The organism is Sulfurimonas sp. NWX79, assembly GCF_039667035.1.
In the GTDB taxonomy this organism is placed as follows: domain Bacteria; phylum Campylobacterota; class Campylobacteria; order Campylobacterales; family Sulfurimonadaceae; genus Sulfurimonas; species Sulfurimonas indica.
Map to the genome: position 1 here is coordinate 1 of NZ_JALCZL010000013.1, position 21141 is coordinate 21141.

At 37.2% G+C, this 21141-nt stretch carries 21 protein-coding genes and 4 tRNA genes; 19 read left to right on the forward strand and 6 right to left on the reverse strand.

Annotation, left to right across the window (positions count from 1 at the left end; all coding sequences use genetic code 11):
- Positions 1–220: 220 nt before the first annotated feature.
- The 4 genes from MNY27_RS06810 to MNY27_RS06825 form a co-directional block, all read right to left on the reverse strand.
- Positions 221–309: transfer RNA gene (locus MNY27_RS06810), tRNA-Ser, on the reverse strand.
- A 30-nt stretch (positions 310–339) separates the two neighbouring features.
- Positions 340–413 (reverse strand) — tRNA-Cys (locus MNY27_RS06815).
- A 19-nt stretch (positions 414–432) separates the two neighbouring features.
- Positions 433–519, reverse strand: a tRNA-Leu gene (locus tag MNY27_RS06820).
- Between the two features lie 35 nt (positions 520–554).
- Positions 555–629: transfer RNA gene (locus MNY27_RS06825), tRNA-Gly, on the reverse strand.
- A gap of 253 nt (positions 630–882) precedes the next feature.
- Between MNY27_RS06825 and ilvD the strand changes: the two genes are divergently transcribed.
- From ilvD to nosD, 18 genes are all read left to right on the forward strand, one after another.
- The gene (gene ilvD, locus MNY27_RS06830) at positions 883–2574 is read left to right on the forward strand and encodes a dihydroxy-acid dehydratase (RefSeq protein WP_152184602.1); all 1692 of its coding nucleotides are present in this window, start codon (positions 883–885) and stop codon (positions 2572–2574) included.
- Positions 2575–2582: 8 nt separating this feature from the next.
- The gene (gene thrS / locus MNY27_RS06835; RefSeq protein ID WP_152184601.1) at positions 2583–4391 is read left to right on the forward strand and encodes a threonine--tRNA ligase; all 1809 of its coding nucleotides are present in this window, start codon (positions 2583–2585) and stop codon (positions 4389–4391) included.
- Positions 4388–4906 (forward strand): translation initiation factor IF-3, encoded by a 519-nt coding sequence (gene infC, locus MNY27_RS06840; RefSeq protein ID WP_346392031.1) that lies wholly within the window; start codon positions 4388–4390, stop codon positions 4904–4906. The genes thrS and infC overlap by 4 nt, the downstream gene beginning before the upstream one ends.
- Positions 4907–4977: 71 nt before the next feature.
- Positions 4978–5424 (forward strand): hypothetical protein, encoded by a 447-nt coding sequence (locus MNY27_RS06845; protein ID WP_152184600.1) that lies wholly within the window; start codon positions 4978–4980, stop codon positions 5422–5424.
- Positions 5425–5434: 10 nt separating this feature from the next.
- On the forward strand, positions 5435–6103 hold the full coding sequence (locus MNY27_RS06850; RefSeq protein ID WP_152184599.1) for a Crp/Fnr family transcriptional regulator: 669 nt from the start codon (positions 5435–5437) through the stop codon (positions 6101–6103).
- On the forward strand, positions 6096–7052 hold the full coding sequence (locus MNY27_RS06855) for a hypothetical protein (RefSeq protein ID WP_152184598.1): 957 nt from the start codon (positions 6096–6098) through the stop codon (positions 7050–7052). The genes MNY27_RS06850 and MNY27_RS06855 overlap by 8 nt, the downstream gene beginning before the upstream one ends.
- Positions 7053–7158: 106 nt before the next feature.
- Positions 7159–9759: a Sec-dependent nitrous-oxide reductase gene (nosZ, locus tag MNY27_RS06860; RefSeq protein WP_152184597.1), complete on the forward strand. Its 2601-nt coding sequence runs from the start codon at positions 7159–7161 to the stop codon at positions 9757–9759.
- Positions 9760–9934: 175 nt separating this feature from the next.
- The gene (locus MNY27_RS06865; protein WP_346392032.1) at positions 9935–10723 is read left to right on the forward strand and encodes a cytochrome C; all 789 of its coding nucleotides are present in this window, start codon (positions 9935–9937) and stop codon (positions 10721–10723) included.
- Position 10724: 1 nt separating this feature from the next.
- A complete protein-coding gene (locus MNY27_RS06870) occupies positions 10725–11945 on the forward strand; it encodes a nitrous oxide reductase family maturation protein NosD (RefSeq protein ID WP_346392033.1) in 1221 nt (406 codons plus the stop codon).
- Between the two features lie 15 nt (positions 11946–11960).
- Complete coding sequence (locus MNY27_RS06875; protein ID WP_346392034.1) at positions 11961–12701, forward strand: 4Fe-4S dicluster domain-containing protein; 741 nt, start codon at positions 11961–11963, stop codon at positions 12699–12701.
- Between the two features lie 9 nt (positions 12702–12710).
- Positions 12711–13319, forward strand: coding sequence for a hypothetical protein (locus MNY27_RS06880; protein WP_246153852.1), 609 nt, complete (start codon positions 12711–12713; stop codon positions 13317–13319).
- Positions 13319–13822, forward strand: coding sequence for a c-type cytochrome (locus MNY27_RS06885; protein ID WP_152184592.1), 504 nt, complete (start codon positions 13319–13321; stop codon positions 13820–13822). The genes MNY27_RS06880 and MNY27_RS06885 overlap by 1 nt, the downstream gene beginning before the upstream one ends.
- 21 nt (positions 13823–13843) lie before the next feature.
- Positions 13844–14749: a NapH/MauN family ferredoxin-type protein gene (locus MNY27_RS06890; protein ID WP_152184591.1), complete on the forward strand. Its 906-nt coding sequence runs from the start codon at positions 13844–13846 to the stop codon at positions 14747–14749.
- A 2-nt stretch (positions 14750–14751) separates the two neighbouring features.
- Complete coding sequence (locus MNY27_RS06895; protein ID WP_152184590.1) at positions 14752–15390, forward strand: ABC transporter ATP-binding protein; 639 nt, start codon at positions 14752–14754, stop codon at positions 15388–15390.
- Positions 15391–16218 carry an ABC transporter permease subunit gene (locus MNY27_RS06900; protein ID WP_152184589.1) on the forward strand — a complete coding sequence of 276 codons (828 nt, stop codon included), beginning with the start codon at positions 15391–15393 and terminating at the stop codon, positions 16216–16218.
- Positions 16219–16227: 9 nt separating this feature from the next.
- Entirely contained in the window at positions 16228–16698 is a 471-nt protein-coding gene (locus tag MNY27_RS06905) for a nitrous oxide reductase accessory protein NosL (protein ID WP_152184588.1), read from the forward strand.
- A 9-nt stretch (positions 16699–16707) separates the two neighbouring features.
- Positions 16708–17232, forward strand: coding sequence for a PAS domain-containing protein (locus tag MNY27_RS06910; RefSeq protein ID WP_152184587.1), 525 nt, complete (start codon positions 16708–16710; stop codon positions 17230–17232).
- Positions 17233–17252: 20 nt separating this feature from the next.
- Positions 17253–18461, forward strand: a complete 1209-nt coding sequence (gene nosD, locus MNY27_RS06915) for a nitrous oxide reductase family maturation protein NosD (protein WP_152184586.1) — start codon at positions 17253–17255, stop codon at positions 18459–18461.
- Here the strand turns inward: nosD and MNY27_RS06920 are convergent.
- Both MNY27_RS06920 and MNY27_RS06925 read right to left on the reverse strand, forming a co-directional pair.
- Positions 18442–18888: a hypothetical protein gene (locus tag MNY27_RS06920; RefSeq protein ID WP_152184585.1), complete on the reverse strand. Its 447-nt coding sequence runs from the start codon at positions 18886–18888 to the stop codon at positions 18442–18444. The two genes, nosD and MNY27_RS06920, sit on opposite strands and share 20 nt — an antisense overlap.
- 87 nt (positions 18889–18975) lie before the next feature.
- Positions 18976–20301, reverse strand: a complete 1326-nt coding sequence (locus tag MNY27_RS06925) for an MFS transporter (RefSeq protein WP_346392035.1) — start codon at positions 20299–20301, stop codon at positions 18976–18978.
- A 119-nt stretch (positions 20302–20420) separates the two neighbouring features.
- Between MNY27_RS06925 and rdgB the strand changes: the two genes are divergently transcribed.
- Positions 20421–21011: an RdgB/HAM1 family non-canonical purine NTP pyrophosphatase gene (gene rdgB, locus MNY27_RS06930; RefSeq protein WP_152184580.1), complete on the forward strand. Its 591-nt coding sequence runs from the start codon at positions 20421–20423 to the stop codon at positions 21009–21011.
- The last annotated feature ends 130 nt before the right edge of the window (positions 21012–21141 follow it).

Genomic DNA, 21141 nt, shown 5'->3' on the forward strand with positions numbered 1-21141 from the left:
AACAGACCACGAAAATCTCTTGGCTTTAAAACTCCTGCTCAAGTTTTTTATGCTACAGTTTCAAAAGTAATGGCTGCATAATTAAGAGGTGGAAATTGCATTTATTGGTTGAATGGGCGCATTTATTGGTTGAATGGGCGGAAGATTAACCAAAGTTGTATAACTGTTGTATATTTTTGAAGTTTTTTTTTGAAAGTCCGTATTTTATGGGGTTTATAGATGGTGGACCCTCTGGGATTCGAACCCAGGGAGGTATGACCCTCGCCGGTTTTCAAGACCGGTGCTTTCGACCAACTCAGCCAAAGATCCACGCTGTAAAAAAAATGTTGATTATAAAACTGGAGGTGCCACCCAGATTTGAACTGGGGATAGCAGCTTTGCAGGCTGCGGCCTTACCACTTGGCGATGGCACCAGTTTCAGTTTTTTCATCATGGTGCCCGGGGCCGGACTTGAACCGGCACAGTATTGCTACCGGGGGATTTTAAGTCCCCTGCGTCTACCAATTTCGCCACCCGGGCATCGGGTGTCTCTGCATTTTATAATTCGTAATAAATGGAGCGGGAAACGAGGTTCGAACTCGCGACCCCAACCTTGGCAAGGTTGTGCTCTACCACTGAGCTATTCCCGCATTGTCGCTTACAATTTGTAAGTGAGCCGGAATTATAGCGATTTTATTTTCATTTGTAAAGAGTTTTTAGCTAAAAATAGCAAAAAAATGCTATAATCCCATCAAAATTATTATATTGATATTTACTTTAGCTCTTAAGAGCTTAGCTTTAGTGACCTAAGTGGTCTTAGCGTAGATGAGGGGGATTACTCCTAACATCGTAATTCATAGATGAAGGTCTCCTTCATTTTATGAAATAAAATTAAGGATATTTATGAGAAGTGATATTATTAAAAAAGGTTTTGATAAGGCACCGCATCGTTCACTGCTTCGTGCTACAGGACTTAAAGACGAAGATTTTGACAAACCGTTTATCGGGATCGCAAACTCTTATATAGACATTATTCCAGGACACTTTTTTCTTCATGAGTATGGAGAGATAGTCAAAGAGGCTATCCGTGAGGCTGGTGGCGTTCCTTTTGTATTTAACACGATTGGTGTTGATGACGGGATTGCTATGGGGCATGACGGTATGCTTTATTCTCTCCCTTCACGTGAGATTATTGCGGACTCGATTGAGACCGTGATGAATGCACACAAACTTGATGCGATGATCTGTATTCCTAACTGTGACAAGATTGTACCGGGAATGATTATGGGTGCACTTCGCGTAAATGTTCCTACTATCTTTGTATCAGGTGGTCCAATGCCAGCTGGTCATACAAAAGATGGTACACCAATTGACCTTGCAACGGCATTTGAGGCAGTTGGTCAGTTTAATGATGGGAAAATGAGTGAAGAAGAGCTTAAAGATATCGAATGTAATGCTTGTCCTTCAGGTGGAAGTTGTTCAGGTATGTTTACAGCTAACTCTATGAATACTTTGTGTGAAGCGATGGGAATCGCACTTCCGGGTAACGGAACTGTACTTGCGATGACACCTGAGCGTATTGAGATGGTAAAAAAAGCGGCTAAGAGAATTGTTGAACTTGCGAAGATGGAAAACAACGAGAAGTATAATTTCAAAAATATTTTAAATGAAAAAGCAATTCACAATGCCTTTGTAGTAGATATGGCAATGGGTGGAAGCTCAAACACAGTTTTACATATGCTTGCAATTGCACGTGAGGCTGATGTAGAGTATAAGATAGAAAACATCAATAAAATCGCTGAAAAAGTCGCGCATATCGCAAAAATCTCTCCATCGTTAACAACTGTTCATATGAAAGATATCGATGATGCAGGTGGTGTAAATGCTGTAATGAAAGAGGTAAGCCGTAGAGGTGAAGATATCTTACATCTTGATGCACTTACAATTACCGGTGAGACTCTTGGTGAGCGTATCAAAGATGCATACATCAAAGATACTTCAATTATTCATACAAATGAGAATGCCTACTCTCCTGTTGGTGGTCTCTCAATTTTATTTGGAAACTTAGCCGAAGAGGGAGCCGTTATTAAAGCTGCCGGTATAGTGGATAGTATGCGTCACTTTAAAGGTACGGCCATCTGCTTTAACTCACAACCAGAAGCGATTGCTGGTATCATGGGTAAAAAAGTAAAACCTGGTAATGTTGTCGTTATTCGTTATGAAGGACCTAAAGGTGGTCCGGGTATGCAAGAGATGTTAGCACCTACCGCACTTATTCAGGGTATGGGACTCGGTGAGACAGTTGCACTCATTACTGATGGACGTTTCTCTGGTGCGACAAAAGGGGCTTCTATCGGGCATATTTCGCCTGAAGCTGCAGAGGGTGGACTTATTGCATTAATTGAAGATGGTGATGAGATAGAGCTTGATGTTGATAAGCATATTTTACGTCTGAATGTAGATGATGAGACTATCGCAAAAAGAAGAGCTGCATATAAACCATATAAAAATGAAGTGAAATCAAAATGGTTGAAACGTTATCAACTGCTTGTATCAAATGCATCAAATGGTGCAGTATTAAAAACTGAATTATAGGAAAGATTTTGAGTGCAATAGCAATAAAATATAATGAAAAAATAGTAGATCTACAAACTGCAGAGGAGTTAGGTCTGAGTGGTGAAGAGATAGAGTTAGATAATTCACCTGAAGCTTTAGAGGTACTGCGTCACTCAACAGCACACCTTATGGCTCAAGCGATTAAGTCACTTTATCCTGACGCTGAGTTTTATGTAGGGCCTGTTGTAAAAGAGGGATTTTACTATGACTTTAAAACAGATGCTGAGATTGGTGAAGCAGACCTTAAAAAGATAGAGAAGCAGATGCTCTCGTTTGCAAAGAAAAAGTTTCCTATTGAGCGTTATGTAATCTCTAAAGAAGAAGCGCGTAAAAAGTTTGCAGATGATCATCTGAAGCAAGCTGTTCTTGATATGATTCCTGATGAAGATGTAAGTATCTATAAACAGGGCGAGTTTGAAGACCTTTGTCGTGGACCGCATCTTCCAAATATCGGCCTTATCCGCTACTTTAAGCTAACAAAAATTTCTGGTGCATATCTTGGAGGAGACTCTAAGAACGAGATGCTTACGCGTATATATGGTATAGCTTTTGCAACAAAAGATGCGCTCAAAGCCCATATGGATATGTTACGTGAGGCAGAAAAACGTGATCACCGTAAGCTTGGAAATGAGATGAAACTCTTTACTTTCCGTGAAGAAGTTGGTGCGGGCTTTCCTATCTGGTTACCTGCGGGTGGAAGATTGCGAGCTCGTTTAGAATCACTTCTCTTTAAAGCTCACCGTAAGCGTGGATATGAGCCGGTTCGTGGTCCCGAGATGCTTCGTTCAGACCTCTGGATGACATCAGGGCACTATCAGAATTATGGTGAAAATATGTACTTCACAAAGATTGATGATATCGAGTTTGGTGTAAAGCCGATGAACTGTGTAGGGCATATTAAAGTCTATGAGGATGAGTTGCATTCATACCGTGATTTGCCGATTAAGTACTTTGAGTATGGTGTTGTGCATCGTCATGAGATGACAGGTGCACTACACGGACTTTTCCGTGTACGTGAGTTTACACAAGATGATGCGCATATTTTCTGTCGTGCTGATCAAATTGAAGAACAGATCATTGAAGTTGTGGACTTTGTAGATAAAATCATGTCCACATTTGAGTTTGATTATAAAATGATGATCTCAACGCGTCCTGATAAAGCAGTTGGAAGTGATGAAGTGTGGGAAATCTCTACAAACGCACTCAAATCTGCAATGGAAAAACATGATCTTCCTTATGAGATAGATGAGGGTGGTGGAGCTTTTTACGGTCCAAAGATTGATATCAAAATTACAGATGCAATCGGTCGTGAGTGGCAGTGTGGAACAATTCAGTTAGACTTTAATCTTCCCAAACGTTTTAAGCTTGAGTATAATGGTGAGGGCAATGATAAGATTCAGCCGGTAATGATTCACCGCGCAATTTTGGGCTCTTTTGAACGTTTTATCGGAATTTTGACAGAGCATTATGCGGGAGAATTCCCAATGTTTATCGCCCCTACACAGGTGGCAATCGTTCCTGTTGCAGAGAGTCATAAAGAATATGCTAAGCTTTTATCAGATAAACTTATCGATATTAATGCCGATAGTGAAATCTATGCGAGGAACGATTCTTTAAACAAAAGAATCAGGACTGCAGAAAAAACTCGTGTTCCTATGATAGTAGTCATTGGGGATGAAGAGATAGAAAATAAGACAGTCGCAATTCGTGACAGACGTACTAGAGAGCAGTACAACATGAGTGAGGAAGATTTCCTTCAACTTATACAAACTAAAATAAATGAGGTAAATTTTTGAGTAAAAACAAAGACCGCGTCATCATGAATGATGACATCCGTGTTCCTGAGGTAAGATGTAATGTTGATGGTGGAGAGAGCTTAGGCATCATCTCTACTGATGAGGCTATGACAAAAGCAAATGAGTTAGGGCTTGATTTAGTCCTCATTGCACCAAATGCAAAACCACCTGTTGCTAAGATCATGGATTATGGTAAGTTTAAATACCAAGAAGAGAAAAAACTCAAAGAGCAGAGAAAAAATCAAGTTAAAATTGATGTAAAAGAGATTAAACTCTCTGTGAAAATTGCAGAGAATGATATCGCTTACAAAGTAAAACATGCACGTGAATTCCTAGAAAAAGGAAAACATGTAAAATTCAGAGTATTTTTACGTGGTCGTGAGATGGCTCATCCTGAAGCTGCCCGTGAGGTTTTAGAACGTGTTTGGCCGATGGTTGAAGATATTGCGACGATGGAGAAGCCTCCAAAATTTGAAGGGCGCTACTACAATATGTATGTGGTTCCCAAAAAGTAATACTTGATAAATATCATTTTTTAATATTTCTCAATAATGTATAATGTCCTTTTCAAGAGAGAAAGGGCATTATGAAAAAATCTTTTGTACTACTTCTATTATTAGGAATTTTTCTACAGCTATTTGCTACTGATTCTAAAAAACTTACAACACAAGAGTTTCCACAAACTGAACTTAAAAAGCAAAAAATGCAAATTGCTTCTATGGTTGCCAAAGAGCTTTCAAAAAATCTTCCACAAAAAATTGATACATATACAAGTTTAATTTCCATTACAAATGAAGATGCAACACTTGTTTATACTTTTGAGATTAACAGTGGTGCCAAGAGTGATGCAGCAATCATAAAAGAAGATCACTCACGCATGCAAAGAGCAGTGACAAAAGGTGTATGCCGATCCTCAAGCAGGTTTTTAGAAGCCGGTATCAACACACGTTATATCTACAGAAGTGCAAAAAGTAAAAAAAGGCTCTTCGTCTTTAACATTACGCAGGCCCAATGTGAGAAATCCCAATTATGACAGGTGTAGAGTGTCTTTAAAAGAGATAATTCAGTCACAGGATTTTTTTAATTCTTTAAATGAGACGGAAATTGATCTGCTTTGTGAGATGACAACACTGCACTGTTATGGTGAGAATTTTATTCTCCATTATGAGAACAACCATACGAAAGAGTTACTTTTTTTAGTTTCAGGACAAGCGCGTGCCTATAAGATAGATAAACATGATAATGAGATATTTTTATACTATATATATGAAAATTCGATGATATCAGAGATATCTGACCTGAAAGCTACAACATTATATGCTTACTCAAATGTAGAACTTGTTGAAGAGTCACAGATATTAAAAATCAACTATAAAAGATTTAAAGAGAAGTTTTTGGATGAAAATATACTCTGTCAAGCGCTCACGCAAGAAATCGTAAAACGCTCTTCCCAATTGCAGTCGCTGATCAATCGAGAGTTCATTTTTGATGCAGTCTCAAAAGTAAGTATGATGCTCTATGATGATTTGGAGATGTTTAACAAACTTAAACGTCATGACATATCTTTAATGCTGCATATTCAGCCTGCGACACTTTCACGAGTACTCAGCAGACTCAAACGTAATGGTATTATTGATATAATACACGGTAGGGTTGCCATAAAAGATGAAGGGGCACTCTGTGAAATTTACAAGGATAAGATAGATGACTAAGATAAAACTACTCGGTGCTTTGATTTTTGTTTTATCACTTGTACTTGCTTACTATTCCAAATATGTTTCTGCACAAAATGAAGTAAATTTACGACTTTTAAAAACGATAAATGAACAAAAGGCTTTTACGCAGGAGATTTCTAAAAATATATTTTATATTTACAATAATAGAGATGCTTCAACTGCGCAGCTTGATGAGTCTATAAAACGATTTGTTGAGAATATGAATCATAGAGAAGAGATTTTAGATGAGGTTTTATCTGAAGAGATACAAAACCAAACAGATAAAATAATCAAAGAATGGAATCATTTTTATCTTCTCGTACAACAGTTTCGAGACGCTAGTAAAGTACAACATAATGCATATACAAACATTCTTTTAGAGAAGCTTGTCAAAGATATATATGCGGCGAATTTAACGCTTGTCGTGGAATTTAATAAATTGATCGAAATGCATAAAAAATATTTTGACAACTTTATGTATATCAGTAAGTTTGTTCAGATTTTCCTGTTTTTACTACTTATTATCGTACTTATCTATTTCTTTACACAATTAAAAGATGTTATAGGATTTATCCAAAAATTTTTAAATACCTCTAAGAATATTGTACGAAAATCAACGGTCAAAGAGGTTAAGCCCATAGATACGAAGAGCAGTGTTGCAGATATCTCAAAAGCCACTGATAATTTCAACTATCTTGTTCAAAAGATTGATGATTCCATAGAGTATTCAAGTGCTTCTATTGAAAACGCTTCTAACTCTTTAGAGACAATAGAGAAAAATATTGAAGATCTGCTTGATCTTGTCAGTACAATGGATACTCAAAACTCCTATGACAAAGAGATGATTACAAAAGAGGATATTCTTATTGAAGCACTTGAAGAGTTAACGACTTCATTGCAAAAGCTACAAAAACTTAAACAAAGCCTTCAAAACTTTAAAAAATAAAATTAGTTTTATATTTTGACCTGAGTCAAATTTTTAGACCTTTTATTGTATTACTATTTTCTTATCATTTGGGGAAAACTCTAAAATGAAAAAGAAGGAGAATAAAATGTCTAGTCATTTAAGTAAGCTGGCTTCGCTTATTGTTGGGACATCTCTAGCAGCAACAGTTGCATCTGCTGCTATTGGGGGAGAACTGCAAAAAGTGATGAAAGCAAGAGGACTTACAGAGAACGATGTAATTCGTGCTGCAAAAACTTATACGCCATCAGGTGGGAGAGATGAGTTTATTGTATTTAGTTCTGGTGGGCAAAGTGGACAGATAATTGTTTACGGTGTTCCAACTATGAGAATTTTAAAGTATATCGCTGTATTTACGCCAGAACCATGGCAAGGATATGGATATGATGAAGATTCTAAAAAGATTTTACGTCAGGGTAACATTCGTGGACGTGAAATAAACTGGGGAGATACACACCACCCTGGTCTATCTGAGAAAGATGGAAAATATGACGGGAAATGGTTAGCGATCAATGATAAAGCCAATCCTCGTATTGCTATTATCGATTTGCATGACTTTGAAACAAAACAGATTGTTGTCAATCCGGTTTTTAAATCAGAACATGGTGGTTCATTCTTTACTCCTAACTCTGAGTATATCATTGAAGCATGTCAATATGCTGCGCCGTTTGACAACAATTACCATCCAATCGAAGAGTATAAAGAGACCTACCGTGGGGGTGTAACTCTTTGGAAATTTGATAGTAAAAAAGGACGTATTAAGCCAAAAGATTCTTTTGTACTTGAACTTCCTCCATATATGCAGGATTTAAGTGATGCAGGTAAAGGTGTCTCTTATGGTTGGGGCTTTACAAACTCATTTAACTCGGAAATGTATACAGGTGGTATCGAAGTTGGTATGCCTCCATTTGAAGCGGGTATGTCAAGAAATGATACTGATTTCTTACATGTGTATAACTGGAAAAAATTAGCGCAGCTTGCTAAAAATAAAAAGAACTATAAAATGATCAATGGAATTAAAGTAATTCCAATGGATGTGGCAGTAAAAAATAACTGTCTTTTCTTGATTCCAGAGCCAAAGTCACCGCACGGTGTTGATGTTTCACCAGATGGTGAGTATATTACAGTTTGTGGTAAGCTAGATACACATGCTTCAGTTTATAAATGGAGCAAAATCAAAAAGCTTATTAAAAGCAAAGAGTATGCTGGTAAAGATCCATATGGAATTCCAATTCTTGATATGAAAAAATCACTTCATGGTCAAGTAGAGTTGGGACTTGGGCCACTACATAACCAGTACTCAAATGTTGATGGTGAGATTTATACTTCACTTTACGTTGATTCACAAATCGTAAAATGGAACTATAAAACACTCAAAGTTTTAGATAAAGAGAATGTTCACTATAACGTTGGACACCTTTGTGGAATGGAAGGAAAATCTGCTGACCCACAAGGTAAATATATTATCTCTTTAAATAAACTTGCAATTGACAGATTTGATCCTGTTGGACCACTGCATCCACAAAATCACCAGTTGATTGATGTAAGTGGTAAAAAAATGGATTTACTTGTTGATATGCCATTACCATTAGGTGAACCACACCAGGCAGTAGCTATTCGTGCAAGCAAACTCCATCCTGCAGTTCGCTATAAAATGGGTACAAATACAAAAACTGGTAAGCCACATGTTGGTAAAACATTAGCAGGTCAAGAGAGAATTGTTAGAAAAGGTAACAAAGTAACTGTTTATGCAACACTTGTAAGATCTCATATTAATCCTGAGAGAATTACAGTAAATAAAGGTGATATTGTAACTATTTATTTAACGAATCTTGAACGTGCACAAGATGAGACACATGGTTTTACAGTTGATAACTTTGATGTTCACGCATCACTTGAACCAGGGGAGACTGCTGAGTTAAAATTTAAAGCAGATATAGAAGGTGTATTCCCTTATTACTGTACAGAGTTCTGTTCTGCACTTCACTTAGAGATGATGGGTTACCTTATGGTTAAAGACCCTAATAAAAAATATGTAAGTGCACAAAAATTGAAAATGAAAAAAATGTCAAAAGCTGAGTTAAAAGCTGAGTATGACAAAACAGTTGCGGTAAATGATGCGACAGATGCGGTTATTCAGTCTGTTGTGAAATTTTTAAAAGAGAATCATTATGAAAAATACCCAACAGTAAAAGCACTGGTAGAAGATGCACTTGATCAATATGGGAAAATTCCAGGTCAGAAGAAAAAATCTGATGCAGCTGTAAAAGCTGGTGATTATGAAAAAGCTGTTCTGTTTGAAAATATGATCTGGCAATATATGGTTAAAACTGCGGATGTTGGTATTCGTGCTAAAGACCTTCTTGTAAGAAAAGTTGCAACACCTCAATCTCCTGCAGCAGCAGCTGGTGAGAGAGCATTTGGTGAAGGTGGATGTGGTGGATGTCACGTAATCGGTAAAGTGTCATCAGGTCCTGACTTAACAGGTGTTCTTATGAGACATGAAAATGCAGAAAAATGGGTAAAAGATTTTATTATGAACCCAGCATCTAAATATAAAGATCCATATGTTAAAAGCATGATTGATTACTTTAATCTAAAAATGCCTAATCAACATATGAGTGAAGAAGAGACGAAAAATATCATCGAATACCTCAAATGGGTCGATGAAAATGCTAACTTATTCTAAAAAGAGTAAGGTTCTACTTTTACAGAGGGAGGGGCTCCTCCCTCCTTCCCCATTATATATTGACATATATCATTAATTTTCATACAGACTTTCGATACAATAAGTTTAGTCTATAATTAACTTTACAATTAATTATAAAAATAGATTTTTATTAGAATTCATATAAGGAAACACTATGCACCCTAGTTTAATCAAAGCTAAAATTTTTGCTACTTTAGCTCTGCTCATTTTAACATTTTCGTTTACACTGCCTATGATCGCATTTCATGGAACGTTAAATAAAATAGATGCAGGGAAAGCTGATGAAATCTCATCATTTAGCAAAACAATTTGGAATCTTTATAATCAAGGAAGATATAAGAGTGTCACTACACTAAAAGAGGCTCATAATAATTTAGAAAAGATGATAGAGAGTGCCTCTGAGATTGGTGTAGCATCACTGCCGATTTGGGCTGTATCACTTGAAGCACCAAACTATCCAAAAGAGGCTTTTCCACAGGGAATTCCTGTTTATTTTCATTTTGACGGTTACAGCGGAGAAGTTCATGAGATGAATACAATCAACCACTATGTTGGAATGGACCCAATGTGGGTTGGTGGTCATTTTGAGCGTGCTATTGGTATCTATGCACTTCTGTTTCTCTCTTTAGGAATTATTCTATTCATTGCATATGATAAAAAATATTTGAACTATATTATGCTTATTCCTGCTGCACTACCACTTATCTTTATAGCCGATTACTCCTATTGGCTCTATTGGTTTGGACATAATTTGCATGATTGGGGAGCCTTTAAAATAAAACCTTTTATGCCTACTGTTTTTGGAGATGGGAAAATCGCACAGTTTACAACGCACTCCTATCCAACAATTGGTTTTTATATGCTTGTAGCGGTCAGTTTGCTCAGTATTCTTGCATTTTTCGCAAAACAAAAAGCATTTAAAGAGATAGAAGCAGAGAAATAAGATGAAATTTTTAGCACTTGCATTTTTACTTCTTAGTGTTACAACATTAAGTGCAAAGAATGTACTGCAAGATGCTATTTACAGAGCACCGGAAGGCTCTATTTTAAAACTGCCTGCCGGAGTCTATAAAGGTTCTGTAGTTATAGATAAACCACTCTCTATTATTGGTGAGGGTGAGGGAGTCATCATTGATGGTGAGGATAAGGGCACGGTTATAAAAGTGACAAGTTCTTATGTGACGTTAAAGAACTTAAAGATCATAAACAGTGGTAACAGACATGAGAAAGTTGATGCGGCAATCTCTGTCAGTGATGCTTCACAATGTGAGATAAGTCATTGTACTATCGATGATTGTCTTTTTGGTATTGATATGCAGATGGTGCATAACTCTTTAATTGCTGATAATTATATCAGCTCAAAAGATGTAGCCCTTGGTCTACGTGGAGATGGCCTTCGTTTATGGTACTCCAATGATAATATTATCAGAGCTAACTCGTTAGTGAAATCACGTGATATGGTTGTTTGGTATTCACATGGCAACGAGATAGTGGATAATTATGGCAAAAACAACAGATACTCTTTGCATTTTATGTATGCAGGAAAAAACCTGATAAAAAATAACAAGTATGAGCTAAACTCCGTCGGTATCTTCTTTATGTACTCACAAGACTCCATTGCAATTGGCAATGTCGTTAAAAGTTCTCAGGGTGCAACGGGAATGGGCATAGGTCTAAAAGATGTCTCAAACTTTACGATCAAAGACAACACGGTTTTATACTGTGCACAGGGGATCTATATCGACAGAAGTCCCTTTGAGCCGGGTACTCACAACTGGATAGAGAACAATAAGATTTTATATAATTCAGAAGCGATGCATTTTCACTCACTGAGTGAAAATAATATTATAAAGAACAATATCATTGCAGGAAATATTGAAGATATTGTCAATGACAGTAGAGGTTCAAAAACAAATGAGAACGAGATAGCTTTCAATTACTGGGATAATTATGAGGGCTTCGATAGAAACAATGACGGTATCGGTGATACACCACATAAGGTCTATCAGTACGCAGACCAGTTATGGATGTATGATTCGGATGTAAAGTTTTTTTATGGTTCACCGGTGATTTCTCTGCTTAATTTTTTAGCAAAACTGGCACCGTTTACAAAACCGCTCTTTTTGATGGAAGATGATAAACCACGTGTGAGTAAAATATTTTAGAGAAGGGAAAATAGTATGGCAAAAAAAGTACAAACTGATAGAAGAGAGTTTATCAAGTACTCTACTTTGGGAATACTGGGACTTGTATTAGGAGGTGGTGTTGTATTTAGCCCCTATGCACTTCATGCTGAAAATAGATTGCGACCGCCTGGAGCAGTACCTGAAAAAGAGTTTTTAGCACTCTGTATCAAGTGTGGACAATGCCTTCAGGTGTGCCCTTATCACTCCATTGAACTTGCAGATATTGCACAGGGCCATGGCGTTGGAACACCTTATATTGATGCAACAAAGCGAGGATGCTATGCATGTAATGCCGTACCATGTGTTTTAGCATGTCCTAGTGGAGCTTTGGATCATAGCTGTGAAAAAGCAGAAGATATTCAGATGGGTATAGCTGTTTTAGAGTTCCCTGATAAATGTTTAGCAATGAGCAATATGCCTGTTCCGGATAACTATCTTGAGCCGATGAAGGAGTTTACAGAGTCTGTCAATAATGTAACAGAGTTGGAGCTGCAACTGCTTGATAGAATGAGTGGATATGAGGGAAAAGCGTGTACGCTTTGTGCTGATATCTGTCCTGTTCCAAATCCTCTGAGTGCTATCTCTATGGTTAGAGATAGTGGTGGTGGAAACAAACCAGAGATTTATGATGGTTGTATTGGTTGTGGAGCATGTGAAGAGATATGTCCGACACAGACACCGTCAATTGTTGTAAAACCACGAGTAACATATGAAGAGTATTATAATAAAGCATAGGAAATGAAAATGAAGAGTTTATATTTAGCATCGTCTTTTATATTGATTGTAGGTTTTAGTGCGTGTAGTGATAACTCGCAGGAGAAGTCACAAAAGCAAAAGGCAACACAAACTGCGTCAGTTACACCAAAGATAGAGATTGTGCAAAATAGTGATGCACATGCGATAAAAGTAGAACAAAAGAGCAGAGATAAAACAAAAGGAAGCTCATACTATTATGACTACGGTGAGAAGAGCGAGTATGACCAAAATGCACAGCCGGCAAATAAAGATGCTTCTGTCAGAGTACGTCCAAGAACAGCCATCGATGCAAATATGAATGTACGTTCTCCCTATGAAGAGGTACAAGTTTCTATGCTTGTGAAAAAACTAAGCAAAAATTTTATAGTGCGATGTTCTCCTTGTCATAATGATTATGCAAACGGGATTATCGGACCATCTCTTTTAGAGAGAGATGCTGACTTTATCTATGGGAGGATTCAGGATTTTAAGACCGGTAAAAAGTCAAATCCTTTGATGAATGACCTTATCAATATGATGAGTGACGAAGAGATAAAAAGTATGGCAAATGAGATATACAACTTTAACAAAGAAATTAAACAGATGAGGAACAAATAATGAAAAATATAATTGTAGGAATTTTGACACTGATTATTTTTGGTCTGATGGCATGGACAGCCATGCATGGCGGTGCATATAATGGTGGAGAGCATGGTAAAGTTATTGCAGACCTTGGTAATAGAACAGCTGCGCAAACAGTTACAGCAGTTGAAGAAAAAAGTGATAGAGAAAAAGAGGCTGAGGAGCTGAGTGCCCTACGTGAGAAGGCCGGAAATATCGGAGGCTTTAAAGTAAGTGATGCATATAAAAGTAAATGTGCTTCATGTCATGGTGTTGATGGTAGCGGAATGCAGTATGGGAAAAAACTTATGGGACCGAAACTCTTTGGACAAAGTGCGGACATGCTTTATAAAAAGCTGGATGATTTTAAATCAGGTCGTAAAGAAAATATGGTTATGAAGGGATTGTTACTGCATATGTCCAAAGATGATTTGAGAAAGTTTGCTGATGAGATAGGAGAGTTTCCGGCTCGTGCAGAGGCACTGAAAAACGAACAATAAAAGAGATTATAGGATAAAACGATGGATAAGTATAACAATAGAGAAACGATAAAAAGAACTACATTCTGGTCAACTTTTTTCAACAAAACAAGAGATGGGAAAACAGTTTTCAGTTATCGTATGAAGCGGTGGATACTTGTTATTGCAATCCATCTGCTTTTCTTTTTATCGTTTGCTATTGATATACAGACATTGGAAGGAACCCTTAACGGCTCACGTTTTCTAGGTTTCCACCTGATTGACCCTTTTACGACCTTAGAGATGTTGATGGCTGAGCATTATCTCCATATAAACATCATTATCGGAGTCAGTACGATAGTTATATTTTATCTGCTTATTGGTGGAAGAACTTACTGTGCATGGGTATGTCCATATGGCATTCTCTCCGAGATTGGAGAGAAGTGGCACAATACACTTGTCAATAAAAAAATAATAAAGGACAGAAAGTTCGACCATCGTATCCGTTATGCATTTTGGACAATTTTCCTTGTGTTGTCTGCAACAAGCGGTTATCTTGTTTTTGAGACATTTAATGTTGTAGGTATTATGAGCCGTGCGATTACCTATGGCTGGAGTTTGGCACTTATCTGGGTCCTTGTAGTACTGGCTTTTGAGGTCTTTTTCTCACGTCGTGCTTGGTGTACTTATATCTGTCCTATTGGAACGACTTATGGTATGATAGGAAAAATCTCAGCTCTGCGAGTTGAATGGAATGATAATTGTGACCACTGTATGGTCTGCCATGATGTCTGTTTTGAGAATCAGGTGTTAGAGATTACAAAAGCAAAATATGATAAACAAAGAGAAGAAAAAGGGATAACAAGAGAGTATATCACAGGTGCAGATTGTACACTTTGTGGTCGCTGTATCGATGTTTGTCATGAAGATGCTCTCAATTTTGACTTTAGACTCAAAAGTTTGGTGTAGATATGATAAAAGTAAATAATATAACAAAGAAATTTGGTTCACATATCTCACTTGAGAATATCAATTGTGAGTTCAATAAAAATGAATCAATCGCTTTAATGGGTGCAAATGGAGCTGGAAAAACTACGCTTATCCGCTCTATCATGGGCTACTATCATCCAGATGCAGGAGAGGTGCTTATCAATGGAAAGAGTCCTATAAAACAGCGTGTTGAGGTACTTAAACATATCAGTTTTGTCCCTCAGCTTCCACCTCCAATCAAACTCAGTATCGAAGAGTTGATGCAGTATATCTCCGTGAGTGCAAATGTCGATAAGGAGCTCATTAAACACTACGCCAATGAGATGAAACTTGATATCAATGCAAACCTAAACAAGTCCTTCTTTAAACTCAGTGGGGGGATGAAGCAAAAGCTGCTTATTGCCATCTCTTTGGCAAAAGAGAGTGATATCATCATTTATGATGAGCCTACGGCAAACCTTGATCCAAAAGCACGAGATGATTTTTACAGACTTTTGAAGCAGAATGAAAAAGAGAAGGTACTACTCTTTGTAACACACAGGCTTGAAGAGGTAAAAGATTTGGTAAACCGTCAAATCTATATGGATTTGGGAAAAATAGTTTCGGATGAGAGATTTTAGATGAAAAATTTATATTTAATAGCCTATCTTGATTTAAAAGAGTCGATTCGGGCAAAATGGTTTCTGGTTTACTCCTTGGTTTTTGGCGGACTGATTGCTCTGTTTTTTATAGCAGGAGTAACTGAGTCACAAGTGATGGGTTTTAGTGGTTTGAGCCGACTGCTTTTGATGTATATTCAGATTACGATAGTAATTTTGCCTATATTTATCCTGATAACAACGGTACGTTCAATATCAGGAGACAGAGACAGCCACATTTTAGAGTATATGCTCTCTTTTCCAATTTCACTCAAGCAGTACTATTGGGGGAAAATCATAGGTCGTTTTATCACAGTCTATCTGCCGGTGATTTTTGCGATGATAATCGCTGTCATTTATGGAGCTTTTAAGGGTGCTGATATTCCATGGAATATTTTCTTCTTATATACAGGACTTCTTTTTGCGATGAGTGCAACATTTTTAGGAATTGCTTTTTTTATCTCTTCATTTGTCAAATCATCTGAAGTAGCACTGGGGATTGCTTTTTTTATCTGGATATTTTTGCTTGCTTTTATTGATATTGCACTCATTTCATTGATGATGCAGCAGCGTGTTGATGAAGGGCTTATCATCTTTATCAGTTTGATTAACCCTATGGAGATTTTCCGTGTTGCTGCTATTTCACTTTTTGATCCGGAACTAACAGTTATGGGACCTGTGGCATTTTATATTTTGGATTCGGTATCGCAAAGTACCTTTGTGCTGCTCTCTATAGGGTATCCACTTCTACTTGGTTTGCTTTTTGCCTTTTTTGGGTACAAAATTTTTGAGAAAAAAGATTTGGTTTAGGAGATGAATATGAAAAAAATAACTACTTTGCTGTTACTTGTTGTCAGTCTGCTTTTTTCTTCTGAAATGAACTATGATAAAAACACAACGGGGCTTGTACGGCATATGAAGGTCTACAAGTATCCAAAATGGGCTGCAAAGATAGAGCTTGCAAGTGGAGAAGATATATATTTTATATCACCTAAGTCCATGTTTGAGTTCTATTTTAGACCGGGGAAATGGCCTGAGTTTAACATCAAGAGTGAGAGTGACTTTAAAAACATCTATGTAACGGACTATGCTACTGCAAAAACAGTCAAGGCAAAGGGTGCTTTTTATGTCTATGGAAGTAATGTTACATCACCTGCAGGTGATGATTTAGTACCGTTTGATTCTTATAAGCGGGCTGAAGAGTTTTCAAAGCTACATAACGGAAAGCGAATTTTTGGCTTTAGAGAAATAAGCCGAGGGCTTATTAACTGGCTAAATGACAGCCTATAGGAGAATGAGATGATAAAACCGACACCGATAGATGAAGAGATAGTGTTAGACCCAAAGCGTTACATCGTAAGTGAAACGGATGAAAAAGGCAAGATTACCTATGCCAATGACTATTTTCAGGAAGTTTCCGGCTACAGTGAGGAAGAACTCATTGGCAAGCCTCACTCCATTGTACGTCATCCTGATATGCCAAAGGTTGTTTTCAAGCTTCTGTGGGAGACGATAGGGGCTGGAAAAAACATCAATGCTGTTGTTAAAAATCTGGCAAAAGATGGAAGGTACTACTGGATATTTACAGAGTTTGAGATCCGTAAAGATACTGATACAGGGAAAATTATAGGCTATCATGCTTCACGGAAGAAAATCTCACGCCATGTTATTGAAATCATTGCAGATCTCTATGCAAAACTTCTTGAGATTGAGAAAAAAGAGGGTGTAGAAGCGAGTGAGAAGTACCTTGTTGCGTTTTTAAAAGAGAAGGGTGATGATATGGAGTTTGCAGATATCATGGAAGAGATTCATAAATTTTACTAAAACTTCAAAAGTGATAAAAGATGAGAATACTTCTGCTGCTTTTTCCCCTTCTCTCATCTTTAAGTGCCAATCCATTGCAAGAGGCAATAGAGAAGGCCAACCCACACGCAACCATTAAACTTCAAAGTGGACATTATAAAGGCAACATTACTATCAACAAGCCTTTAACTATTCTAGGAATGGGTGAGGATGTTATAATCGAAGGGGACGGTAAAGGTAGTGTTATTACCATTACAAGCGCTTTTGTCCATCTGAAAAATCTTACAATTAAAAGTAGTGGAGAGCGTATGCATATGCTTGATGCTGCCATCTCAATGCATAAGGTACATAAATGCAGTATAGTTGCTTGCAGACTTGAGGATGTGCTTTATGGTATTGATATGGATATGGTCAGTGATTCTCGTTTTGAAGATAACTATATTACATCAAAGAGTTATGATATACCGCTTCGTGGTGATGGACTGAAGATGTATTACAGCAGTAAAAATCTCATTAGAAACAATACTATCGAGAAAGTCAGAGATATAACGCTTAACTATTCACACAATAATAGCTTCATAGAAAATAAGTTTACTGCAAATCGTTTTGCAACACATCTCTCCATGAGTAACGGGAATATTTTTAAAGGCAACAGCTATAGATATAACTCTGTAGGTATTATGCTTATGGGGGCAAAGGATACAAAAGTCATTGGCAATAGTATAACGAGCTCAAATGGTGCGGCAGGTATTGCTGTGATGATAGGTGCAGTTGCCAACTTTTTATTTCAGGATAATGTAGTGCGTTATAATGCCAAAGCACTCTATATAGATGGCAAAGAGAAAGAAAGAGGCATGAAAAGATTTATTATCAATAATGAGATAGCTTACAATGGTGAAGCTTTTCATTTTCATGCTACGATAAAAGATAACAAGATAACAAGAAACAGAGTTTTTGGAAATATTGATGATGTTGTCAAAGATATCAGTGGGAGTTTTGCAGATTCAAACATCGTAGAGTATAACTACTGGGATAGATATGCTGGGTTTGACAGAGACAAAGACGGTGTTGGAGATACACCCTATAAAGTCTATCAATATGCAGATGCACTCTGGCATTACAACAAAAAAGTGAAGTTTTTTTATGCAAGTCCAATTATGACACTGCTAAATTTTCTCTCACAACTAGCGCCTTTTATAGAGCCAAATTTGATTTTAGTAGATAAAAAACCTATCTACCAATCTCTTTGACTCTTCTAACAACTTCTTTGTAGTCAATAATTTCCTGGCCCTCTTTAATAGCATCTTTTGATTTGTGTGCTGAGAACCCATAGGCCATAGGAGTAATGTTCTCTGTATCATAGAAGGCTTTGCGTGCATCTATCCACTCTCCAGTGTCAAGATCTGTAATCCAGATGACTGCCTGACCTGCCCACTCAATATGTTCTTCATCAAACCAGAGTACCATACAGCCGATATCATCAAACATATAGACTTTGTTTGTTTGCGGATTAATGACCTGTGTAGTATTGTGTCTATCGCTGACAACCATGGCACAGCGTGCACACATATCTCTGTCATAGTGAACTTGACGGGCATGGGTATCTGCTTCTTGTTCACATCCTGTAAAGGTAAAAATGGTAAATGAGAGGCTTAATAATAAGATAAACAGTTTCATAATTAAATCTTTTTTTATGTATTTTATCTTATTATATATTTTTAGGTGATGATTTAAATCAAGAAAAAGATGTGAAAAAAGGAGAGATTATATTAAAATCTTTCCTTTTAAATCATCCTCATTCAGTTTTTCACTTACATATTTGATAACGACAACTTTTTCTGTCTCATTGATAAACCACTCTGCGATATGTTCACTCTCTAAAGTATTAAGCTTGTCAAAATCAACTTCATTTTCAGGGATAATAAGATGAGAATGGCGAATAGGGTTTTTCATCTTTACAGCTGTAAAGATAAGCCAAGCAAGAGCAATGCCCCCGATAGTAAGACCAAGTGTCTCACGTGAGCTAATATCAAGGTAAAGCCCTGCAAATGTACCACCGATAAATGTAAAGAAGTATGCAGCAGAGTTCGCGATACCAAGTGCTGCCCCTTTCTGGTGTACTTTTGCAAATTTAGAGATCATTGATTGAACGAGTGGCTCCATCATATTAAAAGCGACAAAGAAAAAGATAACCGCTGTAATGAAAACTCCACTGGAGCTTGTAAGTCCCATCATTACAAAAGATGCAGTAAAGAGAACAATTGAGACCATAAATATCTGTTTAGGGATATTACGTTTTTCTCCAAACACTGCAGCTGGCCCCATTGCAATAAGTCCAGCTATCATTGCCGGTACATAGACCATCCACAGCTCACTCTTTTCCCAGTTAAATCCATACTCAGGCTGTGTTAAAAATACAGGGATGATAACAAATGCAGCTGTCATAAGCCCTTTTTGCATTGCATTGATGATAATCATACCTAAAAGATTTGGGTCTTTTATGATATCTTTTGTACTAGTTTTACCATGATAGATATGTTTGATTTTCGGTGGAGTTGGTACTTTGACAAATAAAATAACAATCGCAATAAGTGCCAAAACTGCAGTGATGACAAAGATAGAACTGATACCGTAGTGTGCTGCGATAACAGGACCAAGAGCCATAGCAAGAGCAAAACTCATCGCGATAAATCCACCCATGATCGCCATTGCATGACCACGAGTTTTCTCTTCAACAAGGTCCGCTATCATTGCAGTAACAACAGATCCAATCGCTCCAGCCCCCTGTAAGAAACGACCAAGCATCAATGTATAGATATCCGTTGAATATGCACAGATAAGAGAACCGACTAAAAAGACTAAAAGACCAAAGAGAATTGTTGGTTTTCTTCCTACCTTATCACTCATACTTCCGAAAGGAACTTGAAAAATAGCCTGCGTGAGGGCATAACCACCAACAATCACACCGACCAAGAAAGGTGTTGCACCCTTTAGGTCAAGCGCATAAACAGAAAGAACAGGTAAAACTAAAAAGAGCCCTAAAAATCTCAAAAAGAGAATCGAGGATAGGGGAAGAACTTTTTTAAACATAGCAAAAGCCTTTTTGAAGTGAATTAGTATATAATTTTGAAATTATAGAGCAACTATTATTTATAATTGATTTGCAAAATACAAAAGTAGTAATTTAAAAGATAATTTAAGGAAGTGGCGTGAAAAAGTTAGTTTTAGCAACATCGAACAAGGGAAAAGTAAGAGAGATTAAAGAGCTTTGCCAACATTATGAAGTAGTTCCCTATACAGAGATTATTGATGCTTTTGAGATTATTGAAGATGCAGATACCTTTAAAGAAAATGCTTTAATCAAAGCTAGAGCTGTCTATAAGGCACTTGGTGATGAAGATGCAGTTGTTTTGGCAGATGACAGTGGCATAAGCGTTGATATACTTGATGGTACTCCGGGAATCTACAGTGCCCGTTATGCAGGTGTTGATGCAAATGACAAGGATAATCTTTACAAGCTCATTGATGCTATAAAAGCAAAAGGCGTAGAGATCTCACCGGCACACTATACAGCGGCAATAGCCATTGTGACAAAAGATAAAGAGCGAACTGTTCATGGATGGATGTATGGAACAGCTTTAACGGAGGCAAGAGGAGAAGGTGGTTTTGGATATGATCCGATGTTTATCCCAAGTGGGTTTGACAAAACACTTGGAGAGTTGGATGATGCAATAAAGAGAAAATTATCGCATCGTTCAAAAGCCTTGAGTTTAGCTTCTAAAGTATTGAAAGTATTATAAAAACTTACGACTCAATTCATAAAAAGAGCGTTCAAGTTTTTCTAAAACTAAATGTAAGTGGGCGTTATATCTGCGTAAATTCTGCATGACATCTCCTTTAACATTTATGGTATGCTAAAAATAAAGCATA

Coding starts and splice junctions, on each gene's coding strand:
- MNY27_RS06895 (WP_152184590.1), top strand. CDS start 14,752: ATGATAAAAGTAAATAATATAACAAAGAAATTTGGTTCACATATCTCA.
- MNY27_RS06875 (WP_346392034.1), top strand. CDS start 11,961: ATGGCAAAAAAAGTACAAACTGATAGAAGAGAGTTTATCAAGTACTCT.
- MNY27_RS06865 (WP_346392032.1), top strand. CDS start 9,935: ATGCACCCTAGTTTAATCAAAGCTAAAATTTTTGCTACTTTAGCTCTG.
- nosZ (WP_152184597.1), top strand. CDS start 7,159: ATGTCTAGTCATTTAAGTAAGCTGGCTTCGCTTATTGTTGGGACATCT.
- MNY27_RS06855 (WP_152184598.1), top strand. CDS start 6,096: ATGACTAAGATAAAACTACTCGGTGCTTTGATTTTTGTTTTATCACTT.
- ilvD (WP_152184602.1), top strand. CDS start 883: ATGAGAAGTGATATTATTAAAAAAGGTTTTGATAAGGCACCGCATCGT.
- MNY27_RS06870 (WP_346392033.1), top strand. CDS start 10,725: ATGAAATTTTTAGCACTTGCATTTTTACTTCTTAGTGTTACAACATTA.
- MNY27_RS06925 (WP_346392035.1), bottom strand. CDS start 20,301: ATGTTTAAAAAAGTTCTTCCCCTATCCTCGATTCTCTTTTTGAGATTT.
- MNY27_RS06905 (WP_152184588.1), top strand. CDS start 16,228: ATGAAAAAAATAACTACTTTGCTGTTACTTGTTGTCAGTCTGCTTTTT.
- MNY27_RS06890 (WP_152184591.1), top strand. CDS start 13,844: ATGGATAAGTATAACAATAGAGAAACGATAAAAAGAACTACATTCTGG.
- MNY27_RS06920 (WP_152184585.1), bottom strand. CDS start 18,888: ATGAAACTGTTTATCTTATTATTAAGCCTCTCATTTACCATTTTTACC.
- MNY27_RS06880 (WP_246153852.1), top strand. CDS start 12,711: ATGAAGAGTTTATATTTAGCATCGTCTTTTATATTGATTGTAGGTTTT.
- MNY27_RS06900 (WP_152184589.1), top strand. CDS start 15,391: ATGAAAAATTTATATTTAATAGCCTATCTTGATTTAAAAGAGTCGATT.
- MNY27_RS06845 (WP_152184600.1), top strand. CDS start 4,978: ATGAAAAAATCTTTTGTACTACTTCTATTATTAGGAATTTTTCTACAG.
- MNY27_RS06910 (WP_152184587.1), top strand. CDS start 16,708: ATGATAAAACCGACACCGATAGATGAAGAGATAGTGTTAGACCCAAAG.
- MNY27_RS06885 (WP_152184592.1), top strand. CDS start 13,319: ATGAAAAATATAATTGTAGGAATTTTGACACTGATTATTTTTGGTCTG.
- nosD (WP_152184586.1), top strand. CDS start 17,253: ATGAGAATACTTCTGCTGCTTTTTCCCCTTCTCTCATCTTTAAGTGCC.